Annotated in this window: 23 protein-coding genes; 1 reads left to right on the top strand and 22 read right to left on the bottom strand. The window is 60.5% G+C overall.

The features are described 5' to 3' along the window. Window positions 1–257 precede the first annotated feature (257 nt). The 3 genes from PMX60_RS07780 to PMX60_RS07790 all read right to left on the bottom strand — a co-directional run bounded on the left by PMX60_RS07780 (window position 258) and on the right by PMX60_RS07790 (window position 3,143). Complete coding sequence (locus PMX60_RS07780; RefSeq protein ID WP_271747462.1) at window positions 258–1,658, bottom strand: phosphoglucomutase/phosphomannomutase family protein; 1,401 nt, start codon at window positions 1,656–1,658, stop codon at window positions 258–260. Between the two features lie 158 nt (window positions 1,659–1,816). Further along, window positions 1,817–2,710, bottom strand: a complete 894-nt coding sequence (locus PMX60_RS07785) for a homocysteine S-methyltransferase family protein (protein WP_271747463.1) — start codon at window positions 2,708–2,710, stop codon at window positions 1,817–1,819. A gap of 10 nt (window positions 2,711–2,720) precedes the next feature. Next, window positions 2,721–3,143 (bottom strand): metal-dependent transcriptional regulator, encoded by a 423-nt coding sequence (locus tag PMX60_RS07790; RefSeq protein WP_040359600.1) that lies wholly within the window; start codon window positions 3,141–3,143, stop codon window positions 2,721–2,723. Window positions 3,144–3,263: 120 nt separating this feature from the next. Between PMX60_RS07790 and pepT the strand changes: the two genes are divergently transcribed. Beyond that, window positions 3,264–4,511, top strand: coding sequence for a peptidase T (gene pepT / locus PMX60_RS07795; protein WP_271747464.1), 1,248 nt, complete (start codon window positions 3,264–3,266; stop codon window positions 4,509–4,511). 253 nt (window positions 4,512–4,764) lie between these two features. Here the strand turns inward: pepT and PMX60_RS07800 are convergent, their stop codons facing one another. The 19 genes from PMX60_RS07800 to PMX60_RS07885 all read right to left on the bottom strand — a co-directional run bounded on the left by PMX60_RS07800 (window position 4,765) and on the right by PMX60_RS07885 (window position 23,025). Further along, window positions 4,765–6,000, bottom strand: a complete 1,236-nt coding sequence (locus PMX60_RS07800) for an LCP family protein (protein ID WP_271747465.1) — start codon at window positions 5,998–6,000, stop codon at window positions 4,765–4,767. A 12-nt stretch (window positions 6,001–6,012) separates the two neighbouring features. After that, entirely contained in the window at window positions 6,013–7,296 is a 1,284-nt protein-coding gene (gene murA, locus PMX60_RS07805; protein WP_271747466.1) for a UDP-N-acetylglucosamine 1-carboxyvinyltransferase, read from the bottom strand. Window positions 7,297–7,384: 88 nt separating this feature from the next. Further along, on the bottom strand, window positions 7,385–7,777 hold the full coding sequence (atpC, locus tag PMX60_RS07810; protein ID WP_006235718.1) for an ATP synthase F1 subunit epsilon: 393 nt from the start codon (window positions 7,775–7,777) through the stop codon (window positions 7,385–7,387). A 3-nt stretch (window positions 7,778–7,780) separates the two neighbouring features. Continuing rightward, the gene (gene atpD, locus PMX60_RS07815) at window positions 7,781–9,235 is read right to left on the bottom strand and encodes a F0F1 ATP synthase subunit beta (RefSeq protein ID WP_006235717.1); all 1,455 of its coding nucleotides are present in this window, start codon (window positions 9,233–9,235) and stop codon (window positions 7,781–7,783) included. Next, window positions 9,235–10,143: an ATP synthase F1 subunit gamma gene (gene atpG / locus PMX60_RS07820; RefSeq protein ID WP_055310126.1), complete on the bottom strand. Its 909-nt coding sequence runs from the start codon at window positions 10,141–10,143 to the stop codon at window positions 9,235–9,237. The genes atpD and atpG overlap by 1 nt, the downstream gene beginning before the upstream one ends. Window positions 10,144–10,148: 5 nt before the next feature. Continuing rightward, window positions 10,149–11,747: a F0F1 ATP synthase subunit alpha gene (atpA, locus tag PMX60_RS07825; RefSeq protein WP_035138794.1), complete on the bottom strand. Its 1,599-nt coding sequence runs from the start codon at window positions 11,745–11,747 to the stop codon at window positions 10,149–10,151. Further along, window positions 11,747–12,223, bottom strand: a complete 477-nt coding sequence (locus PMX60_RS07830; RefSeq protein ID WP_006235713.1) for a F0F1 ATP synthase subunit delta — start codon at window positions 12,221–12,223, stop codon at window positions 11,747–11,749. The genes atpA and PMX60_RS07830 overlap by 1 nt, the downstream gene beginning before the upstream one ends. Then, entirely contained in the window at window positions 12,213–12,815 is a 603-nt protein-coding gene (gene atpF, locus PMX60_RS07835; protein ID WP_006235712.1) for a F0F1 ATP synthase subunit B, read from the bottom strand. Before atpF ends, PMX60_RS07830 begins: the two co-directional genes overlap by 11 nt. A 15-nt stretch (window positions 12,816–12,830) precedes the next feature. After that, window positions 12,831–13,025: an ATP synthase subunit c family protein gene (locus PMX60_RS07840; RefSeq protein WP_022094262.1), complete on the bottom strand. Its 195-nt coding sequence runs from the start codon at window positions 13,023–13,025 to the stop codon at window positions 12,831–12,833. A gap of 124 nt (window positions 13,026–13,149) precedes the next feature. After that, window positions 13,150–13,953: a F0F1 ATP synthase subunit A gene (gene atpB, locus PMX60_RS07845; protein WP_022094263.1), complete on the bottom strand. Its 804-nt coding sequence runs from the start codon at window positions 13,951–13,953 to the stop codon at window positions 13,150–13,152. A gap of 3 nt (window positions 13,954–13,956) precedes the next feature. After that, window positions 13,957–14,268, bottom strand: a complete 312-nt coding sequence (locus PMX60_RS07850; RefSeq protein ID WP_118376864.1) for a hypothetical protein — start codon at window positions 14,266–14,268, stop codon at window positions 13,957–13,959. A gap of 280 nt (window positions 14,269–14,548) precedes the next feature. Next, window positions 14,549–15,196: a uracil phosphoribosyltransferase gene (gene upp, locus PMX60_RS07855; protein WP_118328835.1), complete on the bottom strand. Its 648-nt coding sequence runs from the start codon at window positions 15,194–15,196 to the stop codon at window positions 14,549–14,551. A gap of 123 nt (window positions 15,197–15,319) precedes the next feature. Further along, window positions 15,320–16,861 carry a glycerol kinase GlpK gene (gene glpK, locus PMX60_RS07860; RefSeq protein WP_271747467.1) on the bottom strand — a complete coding sequence of 514 codons (1,542 nt, stop codon included), beginning with the start codon at window positions 16,859–16,861 and terminating at the stop codon, window positions 15,320–15,322. Between the two features lie 13 nt (window positions 16,862–16,874). Continuing rightward, window positions 16,875–17,618 (bottom strand): L-threonylcarbamoyladenylate synthase, encoded by a 744-nt coding sequence (locus tag PMX60_RS07865; protein WP_195568705.1) that lies wholly within the window; start codon window positions 17,616–17,618, stop codon window positions 16,875–16,877. 134 nt (window positions 17,619–17,752) lie between these two features. Further along, window positions 17,753–18,244 carry a type II toxin-antitoxin system HicB family antitoxin gene (locus PMX60_RS07870; RefSeq protein ID WP_271747468.1) on the bottom strand — a complete coding sequence of 164 codons (492 nt, stop codon included), beginning with the start codon at window positions 18,242–18,244 and terminating at the stop codon, window positions 17,753–17,755. Further along, window positions 18,211–18,396, bottom strand: coding sequence for a type II toxin-antitoxin system HicA family toxin (locus PMX60_RS10245; protein ID WP_416377929.1), 186 nt, complete (start codon window positions 18,394–18,396; stop codon window positions 18,211–18,213). Before PMX60_RS10245 ends, PMX60_RS07870 begins: the two co-directional genes overlap by 34 nt. Window positions 18,397–18,464: 68 nt before the next feature. Continuing rightward, window positions 18,465–19,715 carry a N5-glutamine methyltransferase family protein gene (locus tag PMX60_RS07875; protein ID WP_271747469.1) on the bottom strand — a complete coding sequence of 417 codons (1,251 nt, stop codon included), beginning with the start codon at window positions 19,713–19,715 and terminating at the stop codon, window positions 18,465–18,467. 597 nt (window positions 19,716–20,312) lie between these two features. Further along, window positions 20,313–21,380, bottom strand: coding sequence for a peptide chain release factor 1 (prfA, locus tag PMX60_RS07880; RefSeq protein ID WP_055252487.1), 1,068 nt, complete (start codon window positions 21,378–21,380; stop codon window positions 20,313–20,315). 229 nt (window positions 21,381–21,609) lie between these two features. After that, window positions 21,610–23,025, bottom strand: a complete 1,416-nt coding sequence (locus PMX60_RS07885; RefSeq protein WP_271747470.1) for a M20/M25/M40 family metallo-hydrolase — start codon at window positions 23,023–23,025, stop codon at window positions 21,610–21,612. Window positions 23,026–23,034: the final 9 nt, after the last annotated feature.

Genomic DNA, 23,034 nt, shown 5'->3' on the forward strand with positions numbered 1-23,034 from the left:
AAATGGTTCGATGTCTGCCCGGATGCGACACATCTGGTGTGTCCATCCTCGCAGTATCCGGTTCTCAAGGTGCACGCTTTGCGGCTCATCCGGTCCGACCGGGCCGCGCGGCAAGGAGATATATTGCCAGACCGGAGGGGCCCCGGGGGCGGGAATCTGGGCGTACACATTTCCCACACATATTGGAATCCGACTAACGTTTGCCAGCCGTTACCTACCGCTCGCCGAGCATCTCTTTATATAAGGCAGTCTCATGGTTAAAGCGGATACGTTCCCCTAGCTAAAGCACAGCCAGCATCGAGCAACTCGTCACGTTCTTCCACCGAGAACCCCTCGGCGTAGACGCGCACCACCGGTTCGGTCCCGCTAGGACGGACCAGCAGCCACGTGTCATCCTCGAATGCCAAACGCAAGCCATCCATATGACTAACGTTTTGCGGCACCTTGCCACAAATCGACTTGGGGTTTACGCCCGGCAGCAGGGTTCGTAACGTTTCGGCATCTTCGGCCTCAAGGCGCAAATCGCGTCGACCGTAACTCGTCTTACCAAAACTGTCCTCGAGTTGGTCGACCAGAACGCCCAAAGGCGCGTCCGTCTTTGCCATAAGCTCACACAGAATCAGACAGGCGAGGATTCCATCGCGCTCGGGCATATGCGCGGCGATGCCGATACCACCGGCTTCTTCGCCGCCCATGAGGACGCCGCCCTTCTTCATCTCCGCCGCTATATATTTGAAACCGACTGGTTTGACGGTCACGCGGCAGCCAAGCGTCTCGGCAATGCGACGCACGAGCGTCGAGCATGAAAGATTGACGACGACGCGCCCCTCCAAATTACGAAATTGAACCAAGTCGCCCAAAACGAGCGCCATGATCTGATGCGGATGTATATATCTGCCGCGCTCGTCAACCGCGCCGATACGGTCGGCGTCGCCGTCGGTCACCAGGCCAGCGCAAGCTCCGTCCTCGATAACCGTGCGCTCGCAAGCGTCCACCCACGGTTCAACGGGGTCGGGGCAGATATCTTCTTGGTCAGACGCCTGCCCGGCGTGAATCTCGTGCACCTCAACGCCAAGCTCGCGCAGCAAGTCGGCTAGATAGCCCTGGGCTGCGCCGCCCATGGGATCGACAACCACGCGCAGGTGCGCGGCGCGGATGGCTTCGGCATCGACAAACGATGCCACCGCCTGCATATAGTCAGGAATGATATCCGCGGTGCGATATTGCCCCTCGATCCCCATTGGCTCGGGAGCCATAGTCTCTTCGAGCTCTTCGATGACATCCTGGTTGGCGGTCGAGCCGTCACCCATGCGAATCTTGAGGCACAGATAGCCCTGCGGATGATGGGACCCCGTCACCATGAGCGCGCCGCACGCTTCACCGTCATAAGCCGCCGCCCACGTAAGGGCAGGGGTCGGGACAGGTCGCGAAGCGAGCACGGCGTCTAGCCCGTGCGCTGCTAGCACGCCCGCCGCAAGCTCAGCGAACTCGCGCGCCAGGGGCCGGGTGTCGAACCCTATATATACCGTTTTGCCCGGATTGGTCTTTTGCCACAACTCGCCGACGGCATCGGCGATACGGGCAACGTTATCGGCAGTGAAGTCCTCATCGACGCGAGCGCGCCAACCGTCAGTTCCAAAATGAATTATCGCGCACACGCGCAGACACCTCACAGTGTTTGGATCATGGTACGCATGGGGTATACCCGCAACATGCACTCGGCAACCTGCCGGCACCAGCATTCACCATTTGGGCAAATGCTGCCGAGGACATGCAAGCAATAAAAAAAACCGCCCCGTATGGAGCGGTTTGCCCTTTATATATCGAGCGCCTCGGCCATCGCGGCCGTAGTGATTGCCGTGGTTCCACAGCAACTGCCCACCATTGCGGCACCGGCATGTCCCCATTCGATGCATGCGCGCGCGAAAGCTTCGGGGTTCTCGTGCCATACGGGGCCATCCTGAGTCTGGACCGGATCGCCTACGTTGGGACGCACCGTGACGGGAGTAGTCGCCGATGCAACCATCCTGGGCACCGCCGCGTTCGCGGCCGCAAGCGAACAGCAATTAACACCAACCGAGTTTGCGCCGTGTTTTTCGGCGTGCAAAACGGCTGCCTCGATGTTGAGGCCATCGCCCAACAGGTCGCCTTTATCGTCAACGACAAAACTCACCAGAACAGGCATGCCGTCGGCGGCATCTCGGGCGCCGGCAAGCATGGGCTGCAAATTACGGATAGAAGTCACCGTCTCGATCAGCAGACCGTCAACGCCGGCATTGAGCAAGACGTGCGCCTGTTCGCGCGCAATGCCTCGGATTTCACGATACTCGGCAGAGTCCTCGGCAAACCACTCAATACCGATCGGGCCCATCGAGCCCAGCAGCAGCTGAGGGTGCGCCTGGCGGGCATCGTCGACGGCCCCGCGATTGACCTCCGCCACGGACGGCGCAATCTGGTCGTGCTTGAGGGCATAGCTCGATGCCTGAAAGGTGTTGGTAATGAGCACCTGCGCGCCGGCGGCGACATACAAGCGATGGATACGAGAAACGGTCTGCGGCTCTGCCAGATTCCAAAACGCCGGTGGAATGTCGGCGGCATCGTACTCACTCAACAGAACACTGCCCATGGGGCCCTGCGCCAACAAGGTCTCGCTCGACAAGCGGCGCGTAAGTTCCTCGGCACCAAAGCGGTTGTAATAACTCGTATCCATATATATCCCGCTATTCCTCGACGCTGATTCCCTGCTTTTCGAGATAGGCGAGCCAGCGGCTCATCGTGTCCTCGGATAGCGCATGCTCCATCATGCAGGCCTCGGAATCGGCTCGCTCAAATTCGACACCGAGCTCCTGAACCAAAAACGTGCGGATGAGGCGATGACGGTACCAGATAGCCGTGCCAACCTCGCGGCCGCGATCGGTCAGGATCACCTTGCCGTAGTGCGATTGCTCGACAAGCTCGGATGCCTTGAGCGCCGAAACCGCTTTATTGACCGATGCCTTGGAGACGCCAAGGCGCTGCGCGATGTCGACCGATCGCACGCCGTTGGTTTCCCCCTCTTCGCTTTCAATGCGAACCATGCACTCCAAGTAGTCTTCGTTCGCCACCGTCAGATGTAGTTCGCGCGAGCTATTTGTCGTATCCATGATCTTCCGTCCCTTCTGCATTCAATGGCTGATTCTACCCCATCCAAGCGTCGTGGCATGCCGTGGCATACCGTGCTAGAGTTCTTGTTGCACACGACGACCAAGATTGGAGCGGTCTTTATGGAAAACACCACCACGAGCCCCGATGTCCTCGAGCGCTTTTTGCGCTACGTCCAGATCAACACGCAGTCCGAGGATGCAAACTGCGACCAGGTACCCTCGAGCGCCGTTCAGTTTGACCTTGCCAACGTGCTGGCTGAAGAGCTGCGCGAGCTTGGTGCGGAAGATGCCCACGTGACCGAGCACGCCTATGTCTGCGCGCATATCCCCGCAAGTGCGGGCGCTGAGGACAAGCCCGCCCTGGGCCTGATCGCCCATCTCGACACCACCGAAGTTGCACCGGGCGCCGGCGTGAAGCCGCATATCGTACACTACGAAGGCGGCGACCTGGTCTGCGGCACGGTTGACGGAAAGCCCGTTGCCATGAGTACCGCCAAGCTTTCCGCCCTGAATGACCTCGCGGGTGAGGACCTGGTCTGCAGCGATGGTACCACGCTGCTGGGCGCGGACGACAAGGCAGGCGTCGCCGAGATCATGTCGCTTGTCGCGCGTATCGCTCAGGACCCTTCTCTGCCCCATCCCGCACTCGGCATTTGCTTCTGCCCTGACGAGGAAATCGGCCACGGAGCCGAGCTGTTGGATATCGATACCTTTGGCTGCAAGTACGCCTACACGGTCGACGGCGGCCCCATCGGCGAGCTGGAGTGGGAGTGCTTTAACGCCGCCGAGGCGACCGTCCGCTTTGAGGGCCAGTCCATCCACCCGGGCGACGCTAAGGGCCGTATGGTCAACGCAGGCAATCTGTTCTGCGACTTCAACGCGTTGCTCCCCTACGTGCAGCGCCCGGAGTATACGGAAGGCTACGAGGGCTTTTATCACCTTGAGGGTGTATCTGCGACCGTCGATCACGCCACAGCGCGCTATATCGTCCGCGACCATGACGCCGCCAAGTTCCAGCAGAAACTCGACCTTATTGATGCCGCCGCCTCGCTCCTCAACCAGCGTCTGGGTGAGGAGCGCGTGACGGTCGAGATTAAGCAGCAGTATCGAAATATGGCCGAGATCGTTCGTGACTATCCCGAGCTTATTGATGTTGCCAAGGAAGCCTACCTTGCCTGCGGCGTTGAGCCCCAAGTGCTGCCGATTCGCGGCGGCACCGACGGCGCCCAGCTGTCGTTCCGCGGTCTGCCCTGCCCCAACCTTTCCACCGGCGGCTATTGCTACCACGGCGTCAACGAGTTCGTCCCGGTTAGTTCGCTCGTCAAGATGACCGACGTGCTCCAGGAGCTCGTCGCCCGCTTTGCATAGGGAACTCGAACAATCCAGGTAAGCAAAACCGCCCCGTCCTCAAAACCGAGAACGGGGCGGTTTTTGGTGCAAGGGGAGTAGTCAGCACCGCAGGTTGAGCCAACGTCAGCGAGCGACGTCCAAGGCGAACAAGTTGGCATGAAAAAGGCAGGGCATTGACCTTCTGGTCATGCCCTGCCTTTTGAATGACAAATTGTCGCCTTGGGCGGCGCGCAGCGTCGAGCCGTTACGGCGTTTGGTAAAACCGCGTAACTTAGTAGTTGGCTTCGTAGCCGTTGCCGTCGCCGGTGGGCTCTTCGTAGTAGTCCGAATCGCTCGAATCGCTTGAGTCATCGGAATCGTCAGAGCTGACCGATGAGGTTGCGGTACCGTTTGCGTAGTCGTCAGACGTGTTGTTGTTCAGGTCGTCGATTGTAGAGCTGGAACCGTCGGAAAGACCCATGGTGTTGGGACCCTTGGGATCCTTGCCGGCATCGACGCGCTCCATCATTTCCTTGAGCTCGTCCTCGTAGACAAAGACGTAGCTCACACCGTCGATCATGGTGCTGTCGTCGGCGTACGAGGGCAGGTTGGCCGAGTAGATACCGTCGACATCCATACCGCGCATGGCGTTGACCGTAGCCACGATATTCTGAACGCTCATATCGGTTACGAGCATATCGGACAGCGAATTAACCAGGCCAAAAATCTTCGTGGCATCGAAGTTATTGAGAATCTGGTTGGCAAGGGCGCCAAGCACCTGACGCTGGTGGCGCATGCGTGTGTAATCGCCGTCGGCATAGGTGTAGCGGCAGCGGGCATAGGTAAGGGCGGTGGCACCGTCCATATGCTGCTGGCCAGCGGTAATCTTAATATCCAGGTGCTCGGGGTCGTCAACATCATCGGTTGCGTTAATGTCGATACCGCCAACCGAATCAATCAGCGCCTGCATACCGTCGAAGCTGACCTCGGCATAGTGGGAAATCTGAACACCGCACAGCTCGTTGACCGCCTCGACCATGGCCTCGGCGCCGCCAACGGTATGGCAGGCGTTGATCTTCATGGTCTCGCCCTTGTACTCGACCTTGGTGTCGCGCGGAACGGAAATGAGCGTCGCCTGCTTTTGCGTGGGGTCGATGCGTGCCAGGATAATCGAGTCGGCACGATACGTATCCTCGCCCGGACGGCCGTCGGTGCCAAGAAGCAGCACGTAGAACGGATCCTTTGCCTCATCGGTGTCAACCAGAACCCGACGCAGATTGTCGGTAATGACATTAGAATCGCCGAGCTTGCCCATAATGGTGGCAAACCACAGGCCGGCAGCGGTAGTGGCACTCAGCAGCACACCAAGCACGACAATGAGCGCGACGTGACGAATCGTGTGGCTACGACGACGTTGACGAGCGCGCTCGGAATAGCGAGCCACGTTATCGCGACTGTAGATCTTGGCCTGCGCACCAGTTGAGGGTCTTCGGGCGGTGGTATCCGCGAGGGGCTTTTTATTAAACATAGGCAACCTGTATTAGTAGATGACGGGATCGGGGACGGTAGCATGCTCGACATGCGCGCCGAGCGCCTGCAGCTTTTCGACAAACTGCTCGTAGCCGCGCTTGATGTGATGGATAGCCGAAACCTCGGTCGTCCCGTCGGCGATCAAGCCCGCTACGACGAGGGCCGCTCCGCCACGCAGATCGGGCGAGGTAACCTGTGCACCCGAGAAACCCTTGACGCCATGAATCATGGCATGATGGCTCTCGATACGAATGTCGGCACCCATGCGCACCAGCTCAGAGGCAAACATAAAGCGATTCTCGAAGATGTTCTCGGTAATAACGGAACTGCCGTCGGCGAGAGCGGAGAGCACCATAATCTGCGCCTGCATGTCCGTCGGGAAGCCGGGGAACGGAAGCGTTTGGATGTCGACCGGCTTGATACGCTCGGCACGGTTCACATGGACGCCATCCTCGACGCGCTCGCAGTCGATACCCATGAGCTCCATCTTCTTGAGCACCATGCCCAAGTGAATGGGGCAAAAGCCCGTGACATCGACACCACGATCGTCGGCCATCAACGCACCGGCAACGATAAAGGTACCGGCCTCGATGCGGTCGCCCACTACGCGATGGGTAACAGGATGCAGTTCTTCCACGCCCTCGATGGTCACGACAGGCGTACCGGCGCCAACAATCTTGGCGCCCATCTCGTTGAGCATGTTGGCGAGATCGACGATCTCGGGCTCGCGGGCGGCATTGTCGATAACCGTGGTGCCCTGCGCGCGCACGGATGCCATGATGAGGTTCTCGGTCGCACCGACGCTGGCGAACTCGAGCGTAACGGTGGTACCGCGCAGACCTTGGGGCGCATTAGCGTTGATGTAGCCGTGGGCGGTATCGAACTCTACGCCCAGGGCCTCGAGACCAAGAATGTGCATATCGATCTTGCGAGCACCCAGGTTGCAGCCGCCCGGCATGGCGATCTTGGCGCGATGGAAGCGGCCCAGCAGGGGTCCCATCACGGCGGTGGAAGCACGCATCTTGGCGACGAGCTCGTAGGGGGCCTCCCAAGAATCGACCTGAGAGGTATCAATCTCGAGCGTGTGCTCGTCGAGAACATCGATCGTAGCGCCCATGCCCTTGAGCACCTTGCCCATCACGTGGACATCGGAAATATCGGGCACGTTCTGCAGCGTCGTCTTGCCCGGCGCCAGAAGCGTTGCCGCCATGAGTTTGAGTGCGGAGTTCTTGGCGCCCGAAACGGGCACGGAGCCTCCGATGGCGCGGCCACCCTCAACGCGGATAATATCCAAGGTCTACCCTTTCAAAAAGCATGCCCGGGATGGCTGAGCCATCCCGGGCATGATGTGTTCGCAAATGGTCGAACGCTAAATCGTTTGACTATTGGGCAAGCTTGAGCTTACACCATGCGATTTCATTATAGAGGTAGGCGCGGCGTGCATCATCCTCCGACAAATTACCCAGCTTCTCTTCAAAACCTTGAATATCAGCTTTAAGCTTGTCGGCATCGACGGTCGCCAAATCGCAAGCGCGCTCGGCGAGAACGGTCACGACATCGTCCGCAACCTGGGCATAGCCGCCGGCCACGGCAAACGTGTGGTCGACAGTGCCCATGGCCTTATCGGAAACGCGAACGTAACCGCGGTCGATCGTGCAGATCTCGCTGGAGTGAGCAGGCAGAACGCCAAACTCGCCATCCGTGGACGGAATCGACACAAACGCAGCGTCGCCCTCATAGGCGCAGCTCACGGGGCACACGATGCGGATACGCATAACCTACTTCTCCCCCATCTTGCGGGCGCGCTCGCGCACGTCCTCAATCGTGGAAGCATAGCGGAAAGCCTGCTCGGGCAGGTCATCGGCCTTGCCGTCGACAATCTCGGCGAAAGAGCGGACGGTATCCTCGACGCGGACGTAGACACCGGGGTTGCCGGTGAACTTCTCGGCGACGTGGAAGGACTGCGAGAGGAACTGCTGAATCTTACGGGCACGGTTGACCGTAAGGCGCTGCTCCTCGGACAGCTCATCCATACCCAGAATGGCGATGATGTCCTGAAGGTCGGAGTACTCCTGCAGGAGCTCCTGGACCTTGACGGCGACACGGTAGTGCTCCTCGCCGACGATCGAGGGATCGAGAGCGTCGGAGGAAGATGCGAGCGGGTCGATAGCCGGGAACAGGCCGAGCGACGAAATGCTACGCGAAAGAACCGTGGTGGCGTCGAGGTGCGTAAACGTTGTGGCAGGCGCCGGGTCGGTCAGGTCGTCTGCGGGGACGTAGACAGCCTGGACGGAGGTAATGGAGCCCGTCTTGGTCGAGGTAATGCGCTCCTGGAGGTCGCCCATCTCGGTTGCCAGCGTGGGCTGGTAACCAACGGCGGACGGCATACGGCCCAGCAGTGCGGAAACCTCGGAACCTGCCTGGGAGAAGCGGAAGATGTTGTCGATGAACAGCAGAACGTCCTGGCCACGATCACGGAAATACTCAGCGGTAGTAAGGCCGGCCAGACCGATGCGCAGACGCGCTCCGGGCGGCTCGTTCATCTGACCATAGACCAAGCAGGTCTTGTCGATAACGCCAGACTCGCTCATCTCGAGGAACAGGTCGGTGCCCTCGCGAGTACGCTCGCCGACGCCGGTGAACACCGAGGTGCCGCCGTGCTCCTGGGCGAGGTTGTTGATGAGCTCCTGAATCAGAACGGTCTTGCCGACGCCGGCGCCGCCGAACAGGCCCGTCTTGCCGCCACGGATGTAGGGCTCGAGCAGGTCGACAGCCTTGATGCCGGTCTCGAAGATCTCGGTCTTGGTGGTGAGCTCGTCGAAACGGGGCGCTGCATGGTGGATGGGGTAGAACTCCTCCACCTCGGGCATGGGCTTGCCGTCGACGGGCTTGCCCATGACGTTCCAAATGCGGCCGAGCGTCTTGGGACCAACGGGCATCTTCATGGGCTCACCGGTATCGGTGGCGATGAGGCCGCGCTGCAGGCCGTCGGTCGAGGACATGGCGACCGTGCGGACGACGCCGCCCGGAAGCTGGCTCTCGACCTCGAGGATCGTGCTCAGGTGACCGATCGGGGTCTCGGCCTCGACCGTGAGCGCGTTGTAGATCGGGGGCACCGCGCCGTCAAACTTGACGTCGACGACAGGGCCGATGATTCGCACGATGCGACCATCACCGGCAGTCGTCTTCTTGGTGGCTTCCTCGACCGCAAGCTTTACGGTGTTATTAGCCATTACTGTTCCTCCAATGCTGAGGCTCCGCCGACGATCTCGTTAATCTCGGTCGTGATCGAAGCCTGGCGCACGCGACTATACGTGCGGGTAAGGGTCGAGATGATCGCGGTGGCGTTTTCCGTCGCGGAGTGCATGGCCTTGCGGCGTGCACCCTGCTCGGCAGCCGCCGAATCGATCAGGGCCTGGTAGATGACCGTCAGGATATAAGACGGCACAAGCTTGCCGAGAACATGCTCGGGAGAGGGCACGAACTCGAACGTGGACGAGATGCGCTTAGGGGCGTCGGTCTCGTTCTTACGCGGACCGTGGGCCATAGCGATCATCTCGGGGTCGAGCGGCAACAGATGCTCGACGCGAAGCTCCTGATCCACGCGGTTCTTGGCGTGGTGGTAGACAAGCTCGACACGGTCAAGCTCACCGGCACGATACGCATCGCAGATATGAGAGGAGATCATGCGGGCCTGATTGAAATCGGGCTCAGAGGAGTTGCCCTCAAAGTGCATGACGACGTTTTCGCGGTCACGGAAATACGTGGCCGGTTTGCGCCCACACGCGATGATCTCGCACTCGATGCCGTCGTTCGCCCAAGAAGCGGCGAGCTTTTCGGCCGTGCGCTCCACCGTCGTATTGAAACCGCCGGCAAGGCCGCGGTCCGAGGCAATAACGACAATCAGGCCATGCTTGACGCTCTCATGCTTCTGCAGCATGGGATCGGTGCCCGAACAGGAGGCGTCGCCGGCGACCGTCAACATGACGTCGGTCAGCGCCTCCTTATAGGGCTCGGCCTGCTTGGAGCGATCGAGAGCACGACGGATCTTGGCCGTAGAGACCATCTCCATCGTGCGCGTGATCTGCTTGGTCGTGGTAACCGAGGAGATTCGCTTCTTAATGTCGCGAAGGTTGGCCATGGGGCTTAGTTCTCCTCTGATCCAGAAACATCCGAATGGTGCTTGGCCATGAACTGCTGCTTGAAGTCGCCGATGACGCGCAAGAGCTCAGCCTTGGTGTCATCATCGATCTTCTTGGCGCGAACCTTGTCGAGCAGCGAGCCAAAGCCATTGTCCATGTACTCGATGAGCTCGGCACGGAAAGGCAGCACGTCGGCAATCTCCAGGTCATCCAGGAAGCCCTCGTTGCCAGCGAACAGCGTAACGATCTGCTCGCCAACCTCAAACGGCTTGTAGCGCGGCTGCTTAAGGAGCTCAGTCATGCGAGCGCCGTGGGTAAGCTGCTTTTGCGTGGCCTCGTCGAGGTCGGAGCCGAACTGTGTGAAGCCGGCGAGCTCCTGGTACGAAGCAAGGTCCAGACGGAGGTTGCCGGCGACCTGCTTCATGGCCTTGGTCTGTGCGTCGCCACCGACGCGGGACACGGAAATGCCCACGTCGACTGCCGGGCGCTGGCCCTGGAAGAAAAGCTCGGACTGCAGGTAGATCTGACCATCGGTAATGGAAATGACGTTGGTCGGAATGTAGGCCGAGACGTCGCCGTCCTGGGTCTCGATGATCGGAAGAGCCGTCATGGAGCCGTAACCGTTCTTCTTGGACATCTTGACTGCACGCTCGAGCAGACGAGAGTGCAGGTAGAAGATGTCGCCAGGATAGGCCTCGCGTCCGGGCGGACGATGCAGCGTCAGCGACATCTGACGGTAGGCCACGGCCTGCTTGGACAGGTCGTCGTAGATGACGAGCACGTGGCCACCGGGGTTGGTCTCGCTGGCGGGCTTGCCGTCCTCACCGTTGTACATGAAGAACTCGCCGATAGCGGCACCGGCCATAGGCGCGATGTACTGCATAGGGGCGGAATCGGCAGCGGTGGCCGAAACGATAATGGTGTAGTCGAGCGCACCGTGCTGAGCGAGGGTCTCGCGGATGTTGGCAACCGTGGAGGCCTTCTGGCCGATGGCGACATAGATGCAGACCATGCCCTTACCGCGCTGGTTGAGGATAGCGTCGATGGCGATGGCGGTCTTACCGGTCTTACGGTCGCCGATGATGAGCTCACGCTGACCGCGGCCAATAGGCACCATGGAGTCGATGGCCAACAGGCCGGTCTGAACCGGCTCGCACACCGGGGTACGATCGATGACGCCGGGGGCCTTGAACTCGATGGGGCGACGGTGCGTGGCGACGATGTCACCCAGGCCGTCGATAGGCTGGCCGAGCGGATTGACGACGCGGCCGAGCATGGCGCGGCTCACGGGGATATCCATAATGCGGCCAGTGGTGCGGCACTCGTCGCCTTCCTTGATGGAGTCGACGGCACCAAACAGAACGGCGCCGACCTCGTCACGGTCAAGGTTCTGGGCAAGGCCGAAGACGGTCTCACCGGTATCGGAGCTCTTGAACTCCAGAAGCTCGCCTGCCATGGCGCTCTTGAGGCCGGAGACGCGCGCGATGCCGTCGCCTACCTCGTCGACCGTTGAAACCTCATGCGTATCGACCGTCGCGGAGAGGCTCGTGAGCTGCTCCTGCAGTTTCTTGGCGATATCCTGGGCATTGAGGGTTTCGGACATTAGGCTTCACCTCCGTACGAATTAGCAGAGTTTGCGAGGGTCTCCTGCGCGATGCGCAGCTGCGTCTTGACGGAAATGTCACGACGCTCGCCGCGGGCCTCGAGCACCAGGCCGCCCACGATAGACGGGTCGACCTGCTCGATAAGGAATACCTTGCGGCCGAAGTCCTGCTCGCATTTCTTAGTGATGGTTTGACGCAGCTCGTCGTCGAGCGGGATCGCCGTGGTGACGGTCACGCCCACTACATCCTCGTCTTCCTCGGCAACATACTTAAAGGCAGCTGCCACCTTGGGAAGAAGGTCGAGCTGGTCGCGCTTGGACATGGTGTCGAGCACGGCGATGATCTCGGGGCTGGCAGAAGCCAAGCGCTCGATCATCTCGAGGTCCTCGAACACATGGTTCTCGGCCTTAGCGGCTTCCAGAAGGGAGCGCGCGTAGGTCTCGAGCACCTTGTCCTGATAGCGGCTAGTCGGCATTCAGGCTACCTGCTTCCTGGATGTAGCGCTCGATGAGCTTCTTCTGCTCGGCATCGTCCTCGAGCGCCTCGCCCACGATCTTGGTGGCGACGGCAACGGACAGGTCGGCGATGGAGCTCGCGGCACCGGCGTAGATGGACTTGCGCTCGTCCTCGACGGTCGTATGGGCCTTGGCGATGATCTCCTCGGCCTCCTTGTGAGCAGCCTCGATGATACGGGCGCGCTCGGACTCGGCGTCCTTACGGGCCTCGAGAACGATGTCGGCAGCCTGACGACGGGCGTCGGTGACGATCGAGTCGGACTCAGCGCGCTTGGCGATGGCCTCCTGCTTGGTCTTCTCGGCCTCGTCGAGGCTCTCCTCGATCTTCTTGCCGCGCTCCTCCATGGTTTTCATGATGCCCGGCAGGGCGACCTTGGCCAGCACGATCCAGATAATCAGGAAGGCGATAAGCGCCGGGATGAACTCCGCCATCTTAGGGATGAGGATGTCCGCACCGGCGGCGCCGTCCTCGGCGAACGCGGAAACCGGCATGAGCAGCGCGGCCGCGGACGCGGAGAGTGCGATCGCGCTCTTCTGGGATGAAAGATTCATACTTGACGCTCCGTGCTATTTAACGATCAGCGCGACAACGAAGCCGATCAGAGCCAGAGCCTCGCCGAAAGCGGAGCCCATGATGAAGACGGTGAACACGCGGCCCTGGACCTCAGGCTGACGGGCCATAGCACCCGTAGCACCCAGAGCAGACAGGCCGATAGCAAGACCAGCGCCGATAACACCGAGACCGTAACCGATAACTCCCACGATTCCTCCTTTGTCGTGCGTGTCTTATTTCACGCAGGATAACCTTTTTATAACTGCCGGGCTCCATGGGTACGGGCACCGGCGGTTTAACGAATTGCCTTACCTTTAAGGCACGAACGGAAGATTACTCCTCCTCCGCGACCTCCTCTGCCTCAGAGACATACACGGCGGTAAGGACCGTGAAGACGTAAGCCTGGATGGCGCCGACCACAAGCTCGATCGCATAGATCAGGATGAGGATGGCAAGCCAGGCCAGCGAAGGCAGGGCGCCGACGGCGTGGGCCGCGGAAACCTGCTGAAGCAGCGGCTGCATGAACATGCTCGCCATGATGGCGAACGAGCCCATGACCACGTGTCCTGCGAACATGTTGCAGAACAGACGGACGGCGAGCGTGATGAGGCGCAGGAAGGTCGAGAAAAGCTCGACGACCCACACGAGCACGTTCATCGGGAAGCTCACGCCCTGCGGGGCGAGGCTCTTGATGTAGCCGATCACGCCGTGAGCCTTGCATCCGTAGTAGATGAAGTACACGAAGGCGAAAATGGCGAGCGCGGCGGTGGAACCGATTGCGCCGGTGCCGGGCTTCATTCCCGGGATCAGGCCGATCATGTTATTGATCAGGATGAACAGGAAAAGCGAGCACAGGAACGGGAAGTGCTTCTTCCAGTTCTCACCCACGACGCCCTTGCCGATATCGTTCTCGACGTACTCGATGATGTACTCGAAACCGTTGACGAAGAAGCCCTTGGGAACCAGAGTCTGCTTCTTCTTGAACACGGCCAGGACGATCAGGAGCACGATCGTGGAGACGATCAGCCAAAACGAGTACTGCGTGATGCCGCAGCTCAGATCGCCCACGACAGGGGTGGAGCTGAACTCGCTGACCAGATGATTAATCTCATCAGGCAGCTTTTCAAAAATTTCCACGACTTACCTTTCGACCTCATGAGGATCTCGCAGCGCCTTGGCGACACGAACCGTGCAGGCGGCCATAAAGGCCACGAAGCCGATCGCCTCGCCCAGGAGGAACATACGAAATGCCTCTCCGAACAACGCAAACACAACCAGGGTAAAGACGAGCAGGGCGACTGCCGAGACCGCCAGACTCACCATACCCTTGAGCATGTCTGCATTCTGTTTATCGTCAAGAACCGGCTTGAGCGTAAAGACAAAGGGAAGGAAGGCAATTGCGCCCGCGATGGCGCCTGCAACGATAGCGAGCAGATCGGCTATCTGAAACACTGGCGTCCTCACTTTCCTTTTTAACGCCTCACAGAACAGTTCCCGCCAAACATTGGTGACTATTGTACGAGCCAATCGCTAAAGTATAACCGTAAAACAAACGGTTAATACGCACCTGTACGTTTTCTTAAGGCCTTCTTTATGCCGCAGGTACGGTAATACGTTTTTTCGAACCCCTCAGCTCAAAACGTCCGTTAACAGGAGTGCGCGTGGACGTCTTTTGCTCGCCCGCGCGCACCATTTCTTCGTATTTTCGACGTTAGCCGGTATGGCCCAGAGATTACAGCGTGCCGTAGATGCGGTCGCCGGCGTCGCCCAGGCCGGGAACGATGTAGGCGGCCTCGTTGAGATGGTCGTCGATGGCGCACGTATAAATATGTACGTCGGGGTCCTTTTCAGTCAGTGACTTGAGGCCCTCGGGCGCGGCGACGATGCACAGCATGCGGATGTCCTTGACACCGCGCTCGCGCAGGTAGCTGATGGCCATCTCGGCCGAACCGCCCGTGGCGAGCATGGGGTCGACAACCAGGCAGATGCGCTGGTCGATATCCTTGGGCATCTTGCAGTAATACTCATGCGGCTCGTGGGTAACCTCGTCGCGCTCCATACCGATGTGGCCCACGCGAGCGGAGGGTACCAAGTCGAGGATGCCATCGACCATGCCGAGACCCGCGCGCAGGATGGGAACGATGGCGAGCTTCTTGCCGGCAAGCTGCTTAAACGTGGCAGTGGTGATGGGGGTCTCGACCTCGACGTCTTCCATGGGCAGGTCGCGCATGGCTTCGTAGCCGTCAAAAAGTGCGAGCTCGCGCACGAGCTGGCGGAACTGGTTGGTGCCGGTCTCCTTGTCGCGCAGGATCGACAGCTTGTGCTGGACGAGCGGGTGATCGACAAGGGTCACACGGGACGTATCGTAGGTGACGGTCATGGGTTGATTGCCCCTTTCGTTGCGGCCGGAAAATGACCTTGCTGACAAGGCGCATGGCGATGTTGTTGCCGCGCGCCGTGCATTAGTTTAACGGTTTGTTGTATCGAGCAGCTCGTCGCAGCCCTACTGTACGGTGTTGAGCGAGCGTTTGACGGCATCATGCCAGCCCGCCAGGTTTTGCTCGCGGCGCTCGGCGGACATATGGGGAAGGAAGGTCTTAACGATCTGAGCGTTTTGCTCCAGCTCCTCCAGGTCCTCCCAATAGCCGACGGCAAGGCCCGCCAAGTACGCGGCGCCGATCGCCGTGGTCTCCACCGTCTCGCACTGCAGCACGGGGATATCCAGCAGATCGGCCTGAAATTGCATGATGAACTCGTTGCGCGAGGCACCGCCATCGACGGACAGGCGCTCAATCGAAAGTCCCACGTCCTGCTCCATGGCGCGCAGCACGTCATAACTCTGGTAGGCCATGGACTCGCAGGCCGCACGCACAATGGTCGCGCGACTCGAGGCACCGGTCAGGCCGCACACGATACCGCGAGCACGCGGGTCCCACCAGGGGGCGCCCAGGCCAGCGAAGGCGGGGACGAAGTAGCAGCCCTCGTTGTCGTTGATCGAAGCGGCAAGTTGCGCAGACTCGCTCACGCTCGAGATGATGCCCATGTTGTTGCGCAGCCAGTTCATCGTTGAGCCGGCGGCAAAAATAGAGCCCTCGAGCGCATAGCTGACTTTGCCGTCCGCAGCGATACCGATGGTGGAGACCAGGCCATTCTTGGATTCGACGATCTCGTCGCCGGTGTTCATGAGCATAAAGCAGCCCGTGCCATAGGTGTTTTTGGTCTGGCCGGGACGGAAACAGCAGTGGCCGAACAGCGACGCCTGCTGGTCGCCCGCCACGCCCATGATGGGCGGCATGTTGGTCATGATGTCGCTCGCGACGCGGCCGTAGTCGCCCGAGCTCCAGCGAACCTCGGGCATCATGGAGCGTGGAACGTCAAAGAGTGCCAGCAGGTCGTCGTCCCAATCGAGCGTATGGATATTAAAGAGTGCCGTGCGGCTGGCATTGGTGTAGTCGGTAGCAAAGACCTGGCCGCCGGTGAGGTTGTAGATGAGCCAGGTGTCGATGGTGCCAAACATGAGGTCGCCCGCCGCCGCGCTCTCGCGTGCGCCGTCGACGTTGTCGAGAATCCACTGCACCTTGGAGGCCGAGAAATACGGGTCGAGCGTGAGTCCCGTGCGGGAGCGCACCAGCTCTTCTGCGCCCTGCTCGACCAGCTCGTCGATCAGAGGTGCGGTGCGACGGCATTGCCACACGATGGCGTTATAGATGGGTTGGCCGCTTATGCGGTCCCACACCACCGTGGTCTCGCGCTGGTTGGAGATACCGATGGCGGCAATGCGGTTAGAATGGATGCCGCTCTTAAACTGGACCTCCATCATCACGCCGATCTGGCTGGCAAGCACCTCCGTGGGATCCTGCTCCACCCAGCCGGGACGCGGGAAGCTGGTTTTGACGCTACGGCGCGCCTGGGCGACGATGCAGCCGTACTCGTCGACGATGGTCGCAAGTACCGAGGTAGTGCCGCAGTCGAGCGCCATGATGTAGGAACCGCCAAAGCTAAACGAGGCGTCTTCCATGCCCAGGCTGCCTAGATTCAACGACATCGCTTACACCTTTCTATTGCATCGGGTCGGACAGGACCCGTTCGATCTCTGATGCGGGAAGCGCGCCTTGGCGCAGGATCTGGAGCTCGCCGTGCTGAAACGACACGATGGTTGAGGCGTCGCGACACGGGGTCTCACCGGCGTCGACGGCCACATCGACCCCCTCCAGGATGCGCTCCTCCACCGTGACAAAACTTGCCGGCGCGGGCGCGCCATGCGTGTTGGCGCTGGTGCAGGCAAGAGGGCTGCCGCAGGCGCGGATGAGCGCCTGCACCACGGGCGAGGCCGAAGCGCGAAGTGCCACCGTGTCGTCGGCGGCGCGCATAAAGGTCGGCACGCAGGGGGCCGCCTTAACCACGATAGTCAGGGCGCCCGGCCAGCATCGTCGGGCGAGCACGCGGGCCTCGTTAGGGATATCCACGCCATAGCGGTCGAGTGCCTCGGCATCATCGACCAGCCAGGCAACCGTTTGGGTGAGCTCGCGCTGCTTGAGGGTAAAGATACGACGATAGCCGGTGCCGAGTGCGGGGACCGCGGCGCCGTTGACGGTGGCCTGCGGATCGCGCGGCCACGGCAGAGGTTCACTTGTATCTTGTGGAACGGCATCCGAGAAGGCGTTGACCGCCACGGCGACACCGTAGACCGTCTCGGTTGGAATAAGCGCCAGGCCGCCGCGACCGAGTAGCTCGGCCGTGCGCTCGACTGCAAGCCGATGCGGCTCGCGCGCTCCCTCGTATACCCGATAGACCGTCTGCATGTGTATGCCAGCCCCTTACGCTCTGGTGCAAGTTTGTTTACTGTGGGGCATTCTCGCACGAAACGTTCAACCTATTTGCCCAGAGCGCATGTTGGTTTGGTGAGCGGCTCTAGTAGTCGGTGAAAGTGAGGGGGTTATTGGACTGCGACGAACTTCTTTGGCCTGCCGGCGTGGCGTTCTTGGGCGGCGTAGCGCTCGATGCTGTCTATCGTTATCATCCGACGGCCGTCGACGAGTTCAACATCGAGCTTTCCGGCTTTGACCAGCGCGGTAATCCGCGGAGCGGAGACTTTGAGGTCCAGCGCTGCGTCTTTAAATGTTCGGCACGCCGCTTCCCGAGCGTCCTCGTGGTCGATTTCGACTGAAAGGGCCACGACCTCGGCCGAGCGTTCGTACCCTGCCGGAGTCAAACCGTTGTTGAGGTCGTCGGCCAAAAACGCCATCAGCGCCTCAGCGGCATGGGCAATCGCTTCTTCGCGCGTATCACCATCGGCAAAGGCGCCGGGAATCTGCGGGAAGCTAGCACAGTAACCGTCGTCTTCTTTTATGAGAACGCAGTCATAGGTAAATCGCTGCCTCATTTTGCCTCCAACTACCATCCAGCTTGGCGACGAATACTTGCCCACGTGCCCTTCTTTGGTCGATCACCACCAGAGCCGTTCACGGTGATAACACGGTCACCAGAAACGTACTTAGCATGACTACCGACTTGCGCGACCTTCACGAATCCATCGTGCTTGAGTAGGGCAATGATTTCCCGAAAGGTAGGAGGTTGCATGGGCCGACCTCTTTCAGCCGTCCTAATTATAAACTATTTTATAATTTTTGCTAACCAGTTAATAAATATTACTGGCGCTGCTTGGGCTCGGTGACGATGGCTCGAACGATGCGGGGACGATCGGTGAGGTCGTGGACGATACGCACGTCCGAAAGGCCTGCCTGGCGACAGAGCTCGGCCGCGGCATCGAGGGCACCCTCGTAGAGCTCGCAGGCAAACAGGCCGCCGGCACGCAGCATGTAAGGCGCCGCATTGAGCAGGCGGCGGAAGATATCGAGGCCGTCGGCGCCGCCCTCGAGCGCCAGGTCGGGCTCAAAGTCCTTGACCTCGTGCGGCAGCGAACGCATGACGTCGGTCGGGATGTAAGGCGGATTGGAGACGAGCACGTCGAAGGTACCCCACTCGTCGTGGGGAATGGAGCTCACCAGGTTGGTGAGGCTGAAGGCAACATCATCTGCCGTGAGGCCGAGCGCGTCGCGGTTTTTGGTGGCCAGATCGATGGCGCGCGGCTCGATATCGGTGGCGGTACAGGTGACGTGGCCGCGGCGCTCCCAGGCAAGGGAGAGCGAGATGCAGCCCGTGCCGCAGCCGACCTCGAGAACGCGGGCGATGCGGGGCTCGGCTGGGGCAGGCGAAGCGGCATCCTGAGCTGAAGCCGTCTCCTGGCCGGCACCCTCGATGGCGATGCCGTATTCGTCGAGCTCGGGCTCGACGGCTTCCGCGGTGTCGGCTTCTGCTGCCTGCACGGCGGCTTCCTCGGCCTCGCGGTCGGCCAGCTCCTCGGCATAGGCACGGCTGCCCAATACGTCGCCGCCTAGCGCCGCTTCATCGGCAGCCGTCAGGTTAGCGGCACGGCGCTCGGCGGTCGCGCGTTCGTCTGCCAGCGCCGCCTCGGCCTTGCGTGCCTCCTCGACCTCATCGTTCCAAGGCAGCTCAACACGCTGACGGGCAGCAGCCTCGGGGCTCAGCACCTCGGCATCCAGATAATTGAGGACTTCCTCGACGAGCATCTCGGTTTCGGGGCGCGGAATGAGCACACCGGGGGCGCACGCGACGTCGATCATGCGAAACTGCGTGCTGCCCGTGATGTATTGCAGCGGCTCGCCCTTAGCGCGGCGGACAACGGCCGCATGCATGGTCTCGAGCTGGGCCGCGTTAAGCGTCTCGTCCATGCGCATATATAGGTCAATGCGTGCCAGGCCCGTGGCGGCGCACAGCAGCCACTCGGCAGAAAGACGGGGGTGCTCCTCGCCGCGTTCGGCCAGGTACTCCTTGGTCCACTCGAGACAACGCTTGATGGTCCAGATCTCGTTTGCCATGGGGCCCTCCCCTCTTAAGCGCCGGGCGGCGCGCGAATGTCGGAGCAGATTGTAAGCGAGGCTAGCGCTTGGCAAGGGGCGATTGAAGGCGATTATCGAGAATCAGCCCAGAATTTTGCACCGGTCTCGCTCAAAGTGTTCATTCGCCGACGTCTAGATTTGCATTCGTCAAGCTTTTGGTAAGGTTGACCCAAAACTGACCAATATCTAACCAAGAACTTGCCAAGTCACTTGACGTGCGACGCATCAAAAAATGCACTGCGACTTCTCGGACGATTTTTTGAGCATTATTATCGATAGCAGATAAACGCCGTTGATTGCTTTAAGCAGTTAAATTGCTTAATTTCTAACAAAGCAGATTAAATAAACTCGAATAGCAATTTACTCAACCTAGTCATTTAAGAACGTCCCCAATGACTACCCAAGAGAACGCCGCAGGTAGAGGACGGACAGCGAGCGACGTCCAGAGCGAACAAGTTGGCATGAAAAAGGCGAGGCATAGACCTTCTGGTCATGCCTCGCCTTTTGAATGACAAATTGTCGCTCTGGGCGGCGCGCAGCGTCGAGCCGTTACGCGGTTTGGTAAAACCGCGTAACCTAAACTGCTTGTGCCAGCTTCTCGGCTCGCTCGGCGGCGGCGAGCGCCTCGATGACGGTGCCGAGCTGATCGCCCAGAAGGACGCCGTTGTAGGTAGAGTTAAAGCCGATACGGTGATCGGTCACGCGGTCCTGGGGCTGGTTGTAAGTACGGATCTTCTCGGAACGGTTGCCGTGGCCGATCTGGCTCTGGCGCTCGGCACCGAGCTCGGCCTGCTGCTTCTCGAGCTCCATCTCGTACAGACGGGCGCGCAGCATCTGCATGCAGACTTCGCGGTTCTGAATCTGGGAGCGCTGTTCCTGCGACTGCACCACGGTGTTGGTGGGCAAGTGGGTGATGCGCACGGCGGAGTAGGTAGTGTTAACGCACTGACCGCCAGGGCCGGAGGCGCAGTAGGTGTCGATGCGCAGGTCGGACTGGTTGATCTGGACGTCGATTTCCTCGGCCTCGGGAAGCACGGCTACGGTAGCCGTGGAGGTCTGAATGCGGCCCTGGGACTCGGTCTTGGGAACGCGCTGGACGCGGTGCACGCCGGACTCGAACTTCATGACGGAGTAAACGCGGTCGCCCTCGACCTTGAACTCAATGGACTTAAAGCCGCCGGCCTCGCTGGGGCTGGAATCGAGCACGGTGGTCTTCCAACCGCGCGACTCGCAAAAGCGCTGGTACATCTTGTACAGATCGCCGGCAAAGATGGCCGCCTCGTCGCCACCGGCGGCGGAGCGAATCTCGACGATGGTGTTCTTGTCGTCGTTGGGGTCGCTCGGGATGAGCATGTACTTGATGTCTTCCTCGAGCTGGGGGAGCTTTGCCTCGTTTTCGGAGATGTCCATCTGGAGCATCTCCTTCTCATCGGCATCGGTGGTATCGTGCAGCATCTCCTTGGCAGCCTCGATGTCATCGAGCGCGCCGATGTACTCGCGCGAAGCGGCGATGAGGTCGGACTGGTGCGCGTACTCCTTGTTGAGACGCGTGAACTCCTTGATATCGGAGGCGACGGCCGGGTCGGAAAGCTTCTTCTCGAGCTCCTCGTAGGCCTTGATAATCTTTTCGAGCTTGTCGCGCATGGCGGGACTCCTTTATATGCGTGAAGGTGAAAATCGGCAGAGTTGATGGGGCGCGCGGCGCCACTGCGGGGGTAAGCCCGGCTAGAACATGTCGATCTTCAGATACATGCGTATCCCTTCGCGTATGGGGTACATAGTTGCGGTCTAAACCATACATGATAGCGTGCGCAGGCAAACCTGCATATAACCCGCACGGAATCTGACAAAGGGACAGTCCCTTTGTCGGATTCTAGAGCGTATGGAGCAGGGCGATGAGGAAGCGGACACCCTGGAGGTAGGCGCGGCGGGTGATGCGCTCGTTGGTGCCGTGGACGCCGCGGTCGCACTCGTCATCGTCGACCACAAAGGCCGAGAAGCGAATGCACTCGGAACAAATGCGCTGGTAGTTGGCAGCGTCGGTCGCGCCGATCACGGTCGAGGGGACAATCGCCAACGGCTCGGATGATCCGTTTTCCTCCGTCCCCTTTGGATCACGGAAATAGCGGGCGGCGATGGAGCGAACCGCCTCGAGACCGGGACCACCGATGCGCGGGGACGGCGAGGGTTCGGAGCTGCCGGGGCCCAGCTCCACTTCGACACGACCGGCAAGGTCCGCCCCGGCAACCGCCTCACGGCAGCGCGCCACAACGTCGGCCACGCTCGTGCCCTCGAGCATGCGGAAGTTAATGTTGGCCCACATATCCTGCGGCATTACGTTGGCGCCGGTGCTGCCACCCTCGATCTGCGTGGGCGCGCAGGTGGTGGTCACGAGCGGATAGAGCTTCTTGCTGGCGAGGCACTCGCGCACGATGGTGTCCTTGTTGGAGGCAATTTCATCGGCCGTGTAGAGCCCCAACTCGACGAGTTGGGCGGCAAGCAAGTCGGTCACGCGCGTCGGCCACTCGATATCGCAGATTGCGGCAATGGAGCGGCTCAGCACCTCGAGCGATGTGCCGCCGTAGGGGTTGGACGAATGCCCGCCCTCGCTCTTCGTCTTGAGCACGATATCGGCATAGCCCTTCTCGGCCAGGTCGGCGTGCATAAGCCAGCCCTCGCCCGCGCCGTACTCGGCAGCCGGAACGATGCGGTAGTCGCCCTCGTCGATCAGGTACTCAAGCTCAATGCCGCGCTCTTCGAGCACGCGGCCGATGACACCCGCACCGAACTGCGTGGTTTCCTCGTCCTGGCCAAAAGCCAGCAGCAGGGTGCGCTCGTGCTCCCAGCCGTGGGCCAGCGCATACTCAACCGCCTCGAGAATGCCTGCGACTTGGTCTTTCATGTCGATGGCGCCGCGGCCCCAAATGTAGGCATCGTCCACATGTCCGCCAAAGGGGGCGTGCGTCCAATCGTCCTCGGTGCCCGGCACCACGGGAACCACGTCCATGTGGCCCATGAGCATGACGGGTTTGAGGGCAGGGTCGGAACCGCTAAGCGTCAGCAATAGCGAATGATCGATGAGCTCGACCTTACCCGCTGTAAATACGCGCGGCCACGCCTGCTGCATATAGGCGCGCAGGTCGTCGAACGGCTGCCAGTTCACCGCCTCGGCATCCATGCTCGAGATGGTCGGAAACGACAGCACACGGCCCAAGCGCTCGCATGCGCCGGCCTCGTCTATACCGGCAAAATCATCCTCATGCGCAAAGAAGCGCCAAACCTCGGCCATGACATCCTT

This window comes from Collinsella aerofaciens (assembly GCF_028206995.1).
Classification (GTDB): Bacteria; Actinomycetota; Coriobacteriia; order Coriobacteriales; family Coriobacteriaceae; genus Collinsella; species Collinsella aerofaciens_AQ.

Bases quoted from the DNA above. Each gene is read 5' to 3' on its own strand.
- PMX60_RS07785 (WP_271747463.1), bottom strand. From the start codon at position 2,710: ATGGATACGAGTTATTACAACCGCTTTGGTGCCGAGGAACTTACGCGC.
- PMX60_RS07790 (WP_040359600.1), bottom strand. From the start codon at position 3,143: ATGGATACGACAAATAGCTCGCGCGAACTACATCTGACGGTGGCGAAC.
- pepT (WP_271747464.1), top strand. From the start codon at position 3,264: ATGGAAAACACCACCACGAGCCCCGATGTCCTCGAGCGCTTTTTGCGC.
- PMX60_RS07800 (WP_271747465.1), bottom strand. From the start codon at position 6,000: ATGTTTAATAAAAAGCCCCTCGCGGATACCACCGCCCGAAGACCCTCA.
- atpC (WP_006235718.1), bottom strand. From the start codon at position 7,777: ATGCGTATCCGCATCGTGTGCCCCGTGAGCTGCGCCTATGAGGGCGAC.
- atpD (WP_006235717.1), bottom strand. From the start codon at position 9,235: ATGGCTAATAACACCGTAAAGCTTGCGGTCGAGGAAGCCACCAAGAAG.
- atpG (WP_055310126.1), bottom strand. From the start codon at position 10,143: ATGGCCAACCTTCGCGACATTAAGAAGCGAATCTCCTCGGTTACCACG.
- atpA (WP_035138794.1), bottom strand. From the start codon at position 11,747: ATGTCCGAAACCCTCAATGCCCAGGATATCGCCAAGAAACTGCAGGAG.
- PMX60_RS07830 (WP_006235713.1), bottom strand. From the start codon at position 12,223: ATGCCGACTAGCCGCTATCAGGACAAGGTGCTCGAGACCTACGCGCGC.
- atpF (WP_006235712.1), bottom strand. From the start codon at position 12,815: ATGAATCTTTCATCCCAGAAGAGCGCGATCGCACTCTCCGCGTCCGCG.
- upp (WP_118328835.1), bottom strand. From the start codon at position 15,196: ATGACCGTCACCTACGATACGTCCCGTGTGACCCTTGTCGATCACCCG.
- glpK (WP_271747467.1), bottom strand. From the start codon at position 16,861: ATGTCGTTGAATCTAGGCAGCCTGGGCATGGAAGACGCCTCGTTTAGC.
- PMX60_RS07865 (WP_195568705.1), bottom strand. From the start codon at position 17,618: ATGCAGACGGTCTATCGGGTATACGAGGGAGCGCGCGAGCCGCATCGG.
- PMX60_RS10245 (WP_416377929.1), bottom strand. From the start codon at position 18,396: ATGCAACCTCCTACCTTTCGGGAAATCATTGCCCTACTCAAGCACGAT.
- PMX60_RS07875 (WP_271747469.1), bottom strand. From the start codon at position 19,715: ATGGCAAACGAGATCTGGACCATCAAGCGTTGTCTCGAGTGGACCAAG.
- prfA (WP_055252487.1), bottom strand. From the start codon at position 21,380: ATGCGCGACAAGCTCGAAAAGATTATCAAGGCCTACGAGGAGCTCGAG.
- PMX60_RS07885 (WP_271747470.1), bottom strand. From the start codon at position 23,025: ATGGCCGAGGTTTGGCGCTTCTTTGCGCATGAGGATGATTTTGCCGGT.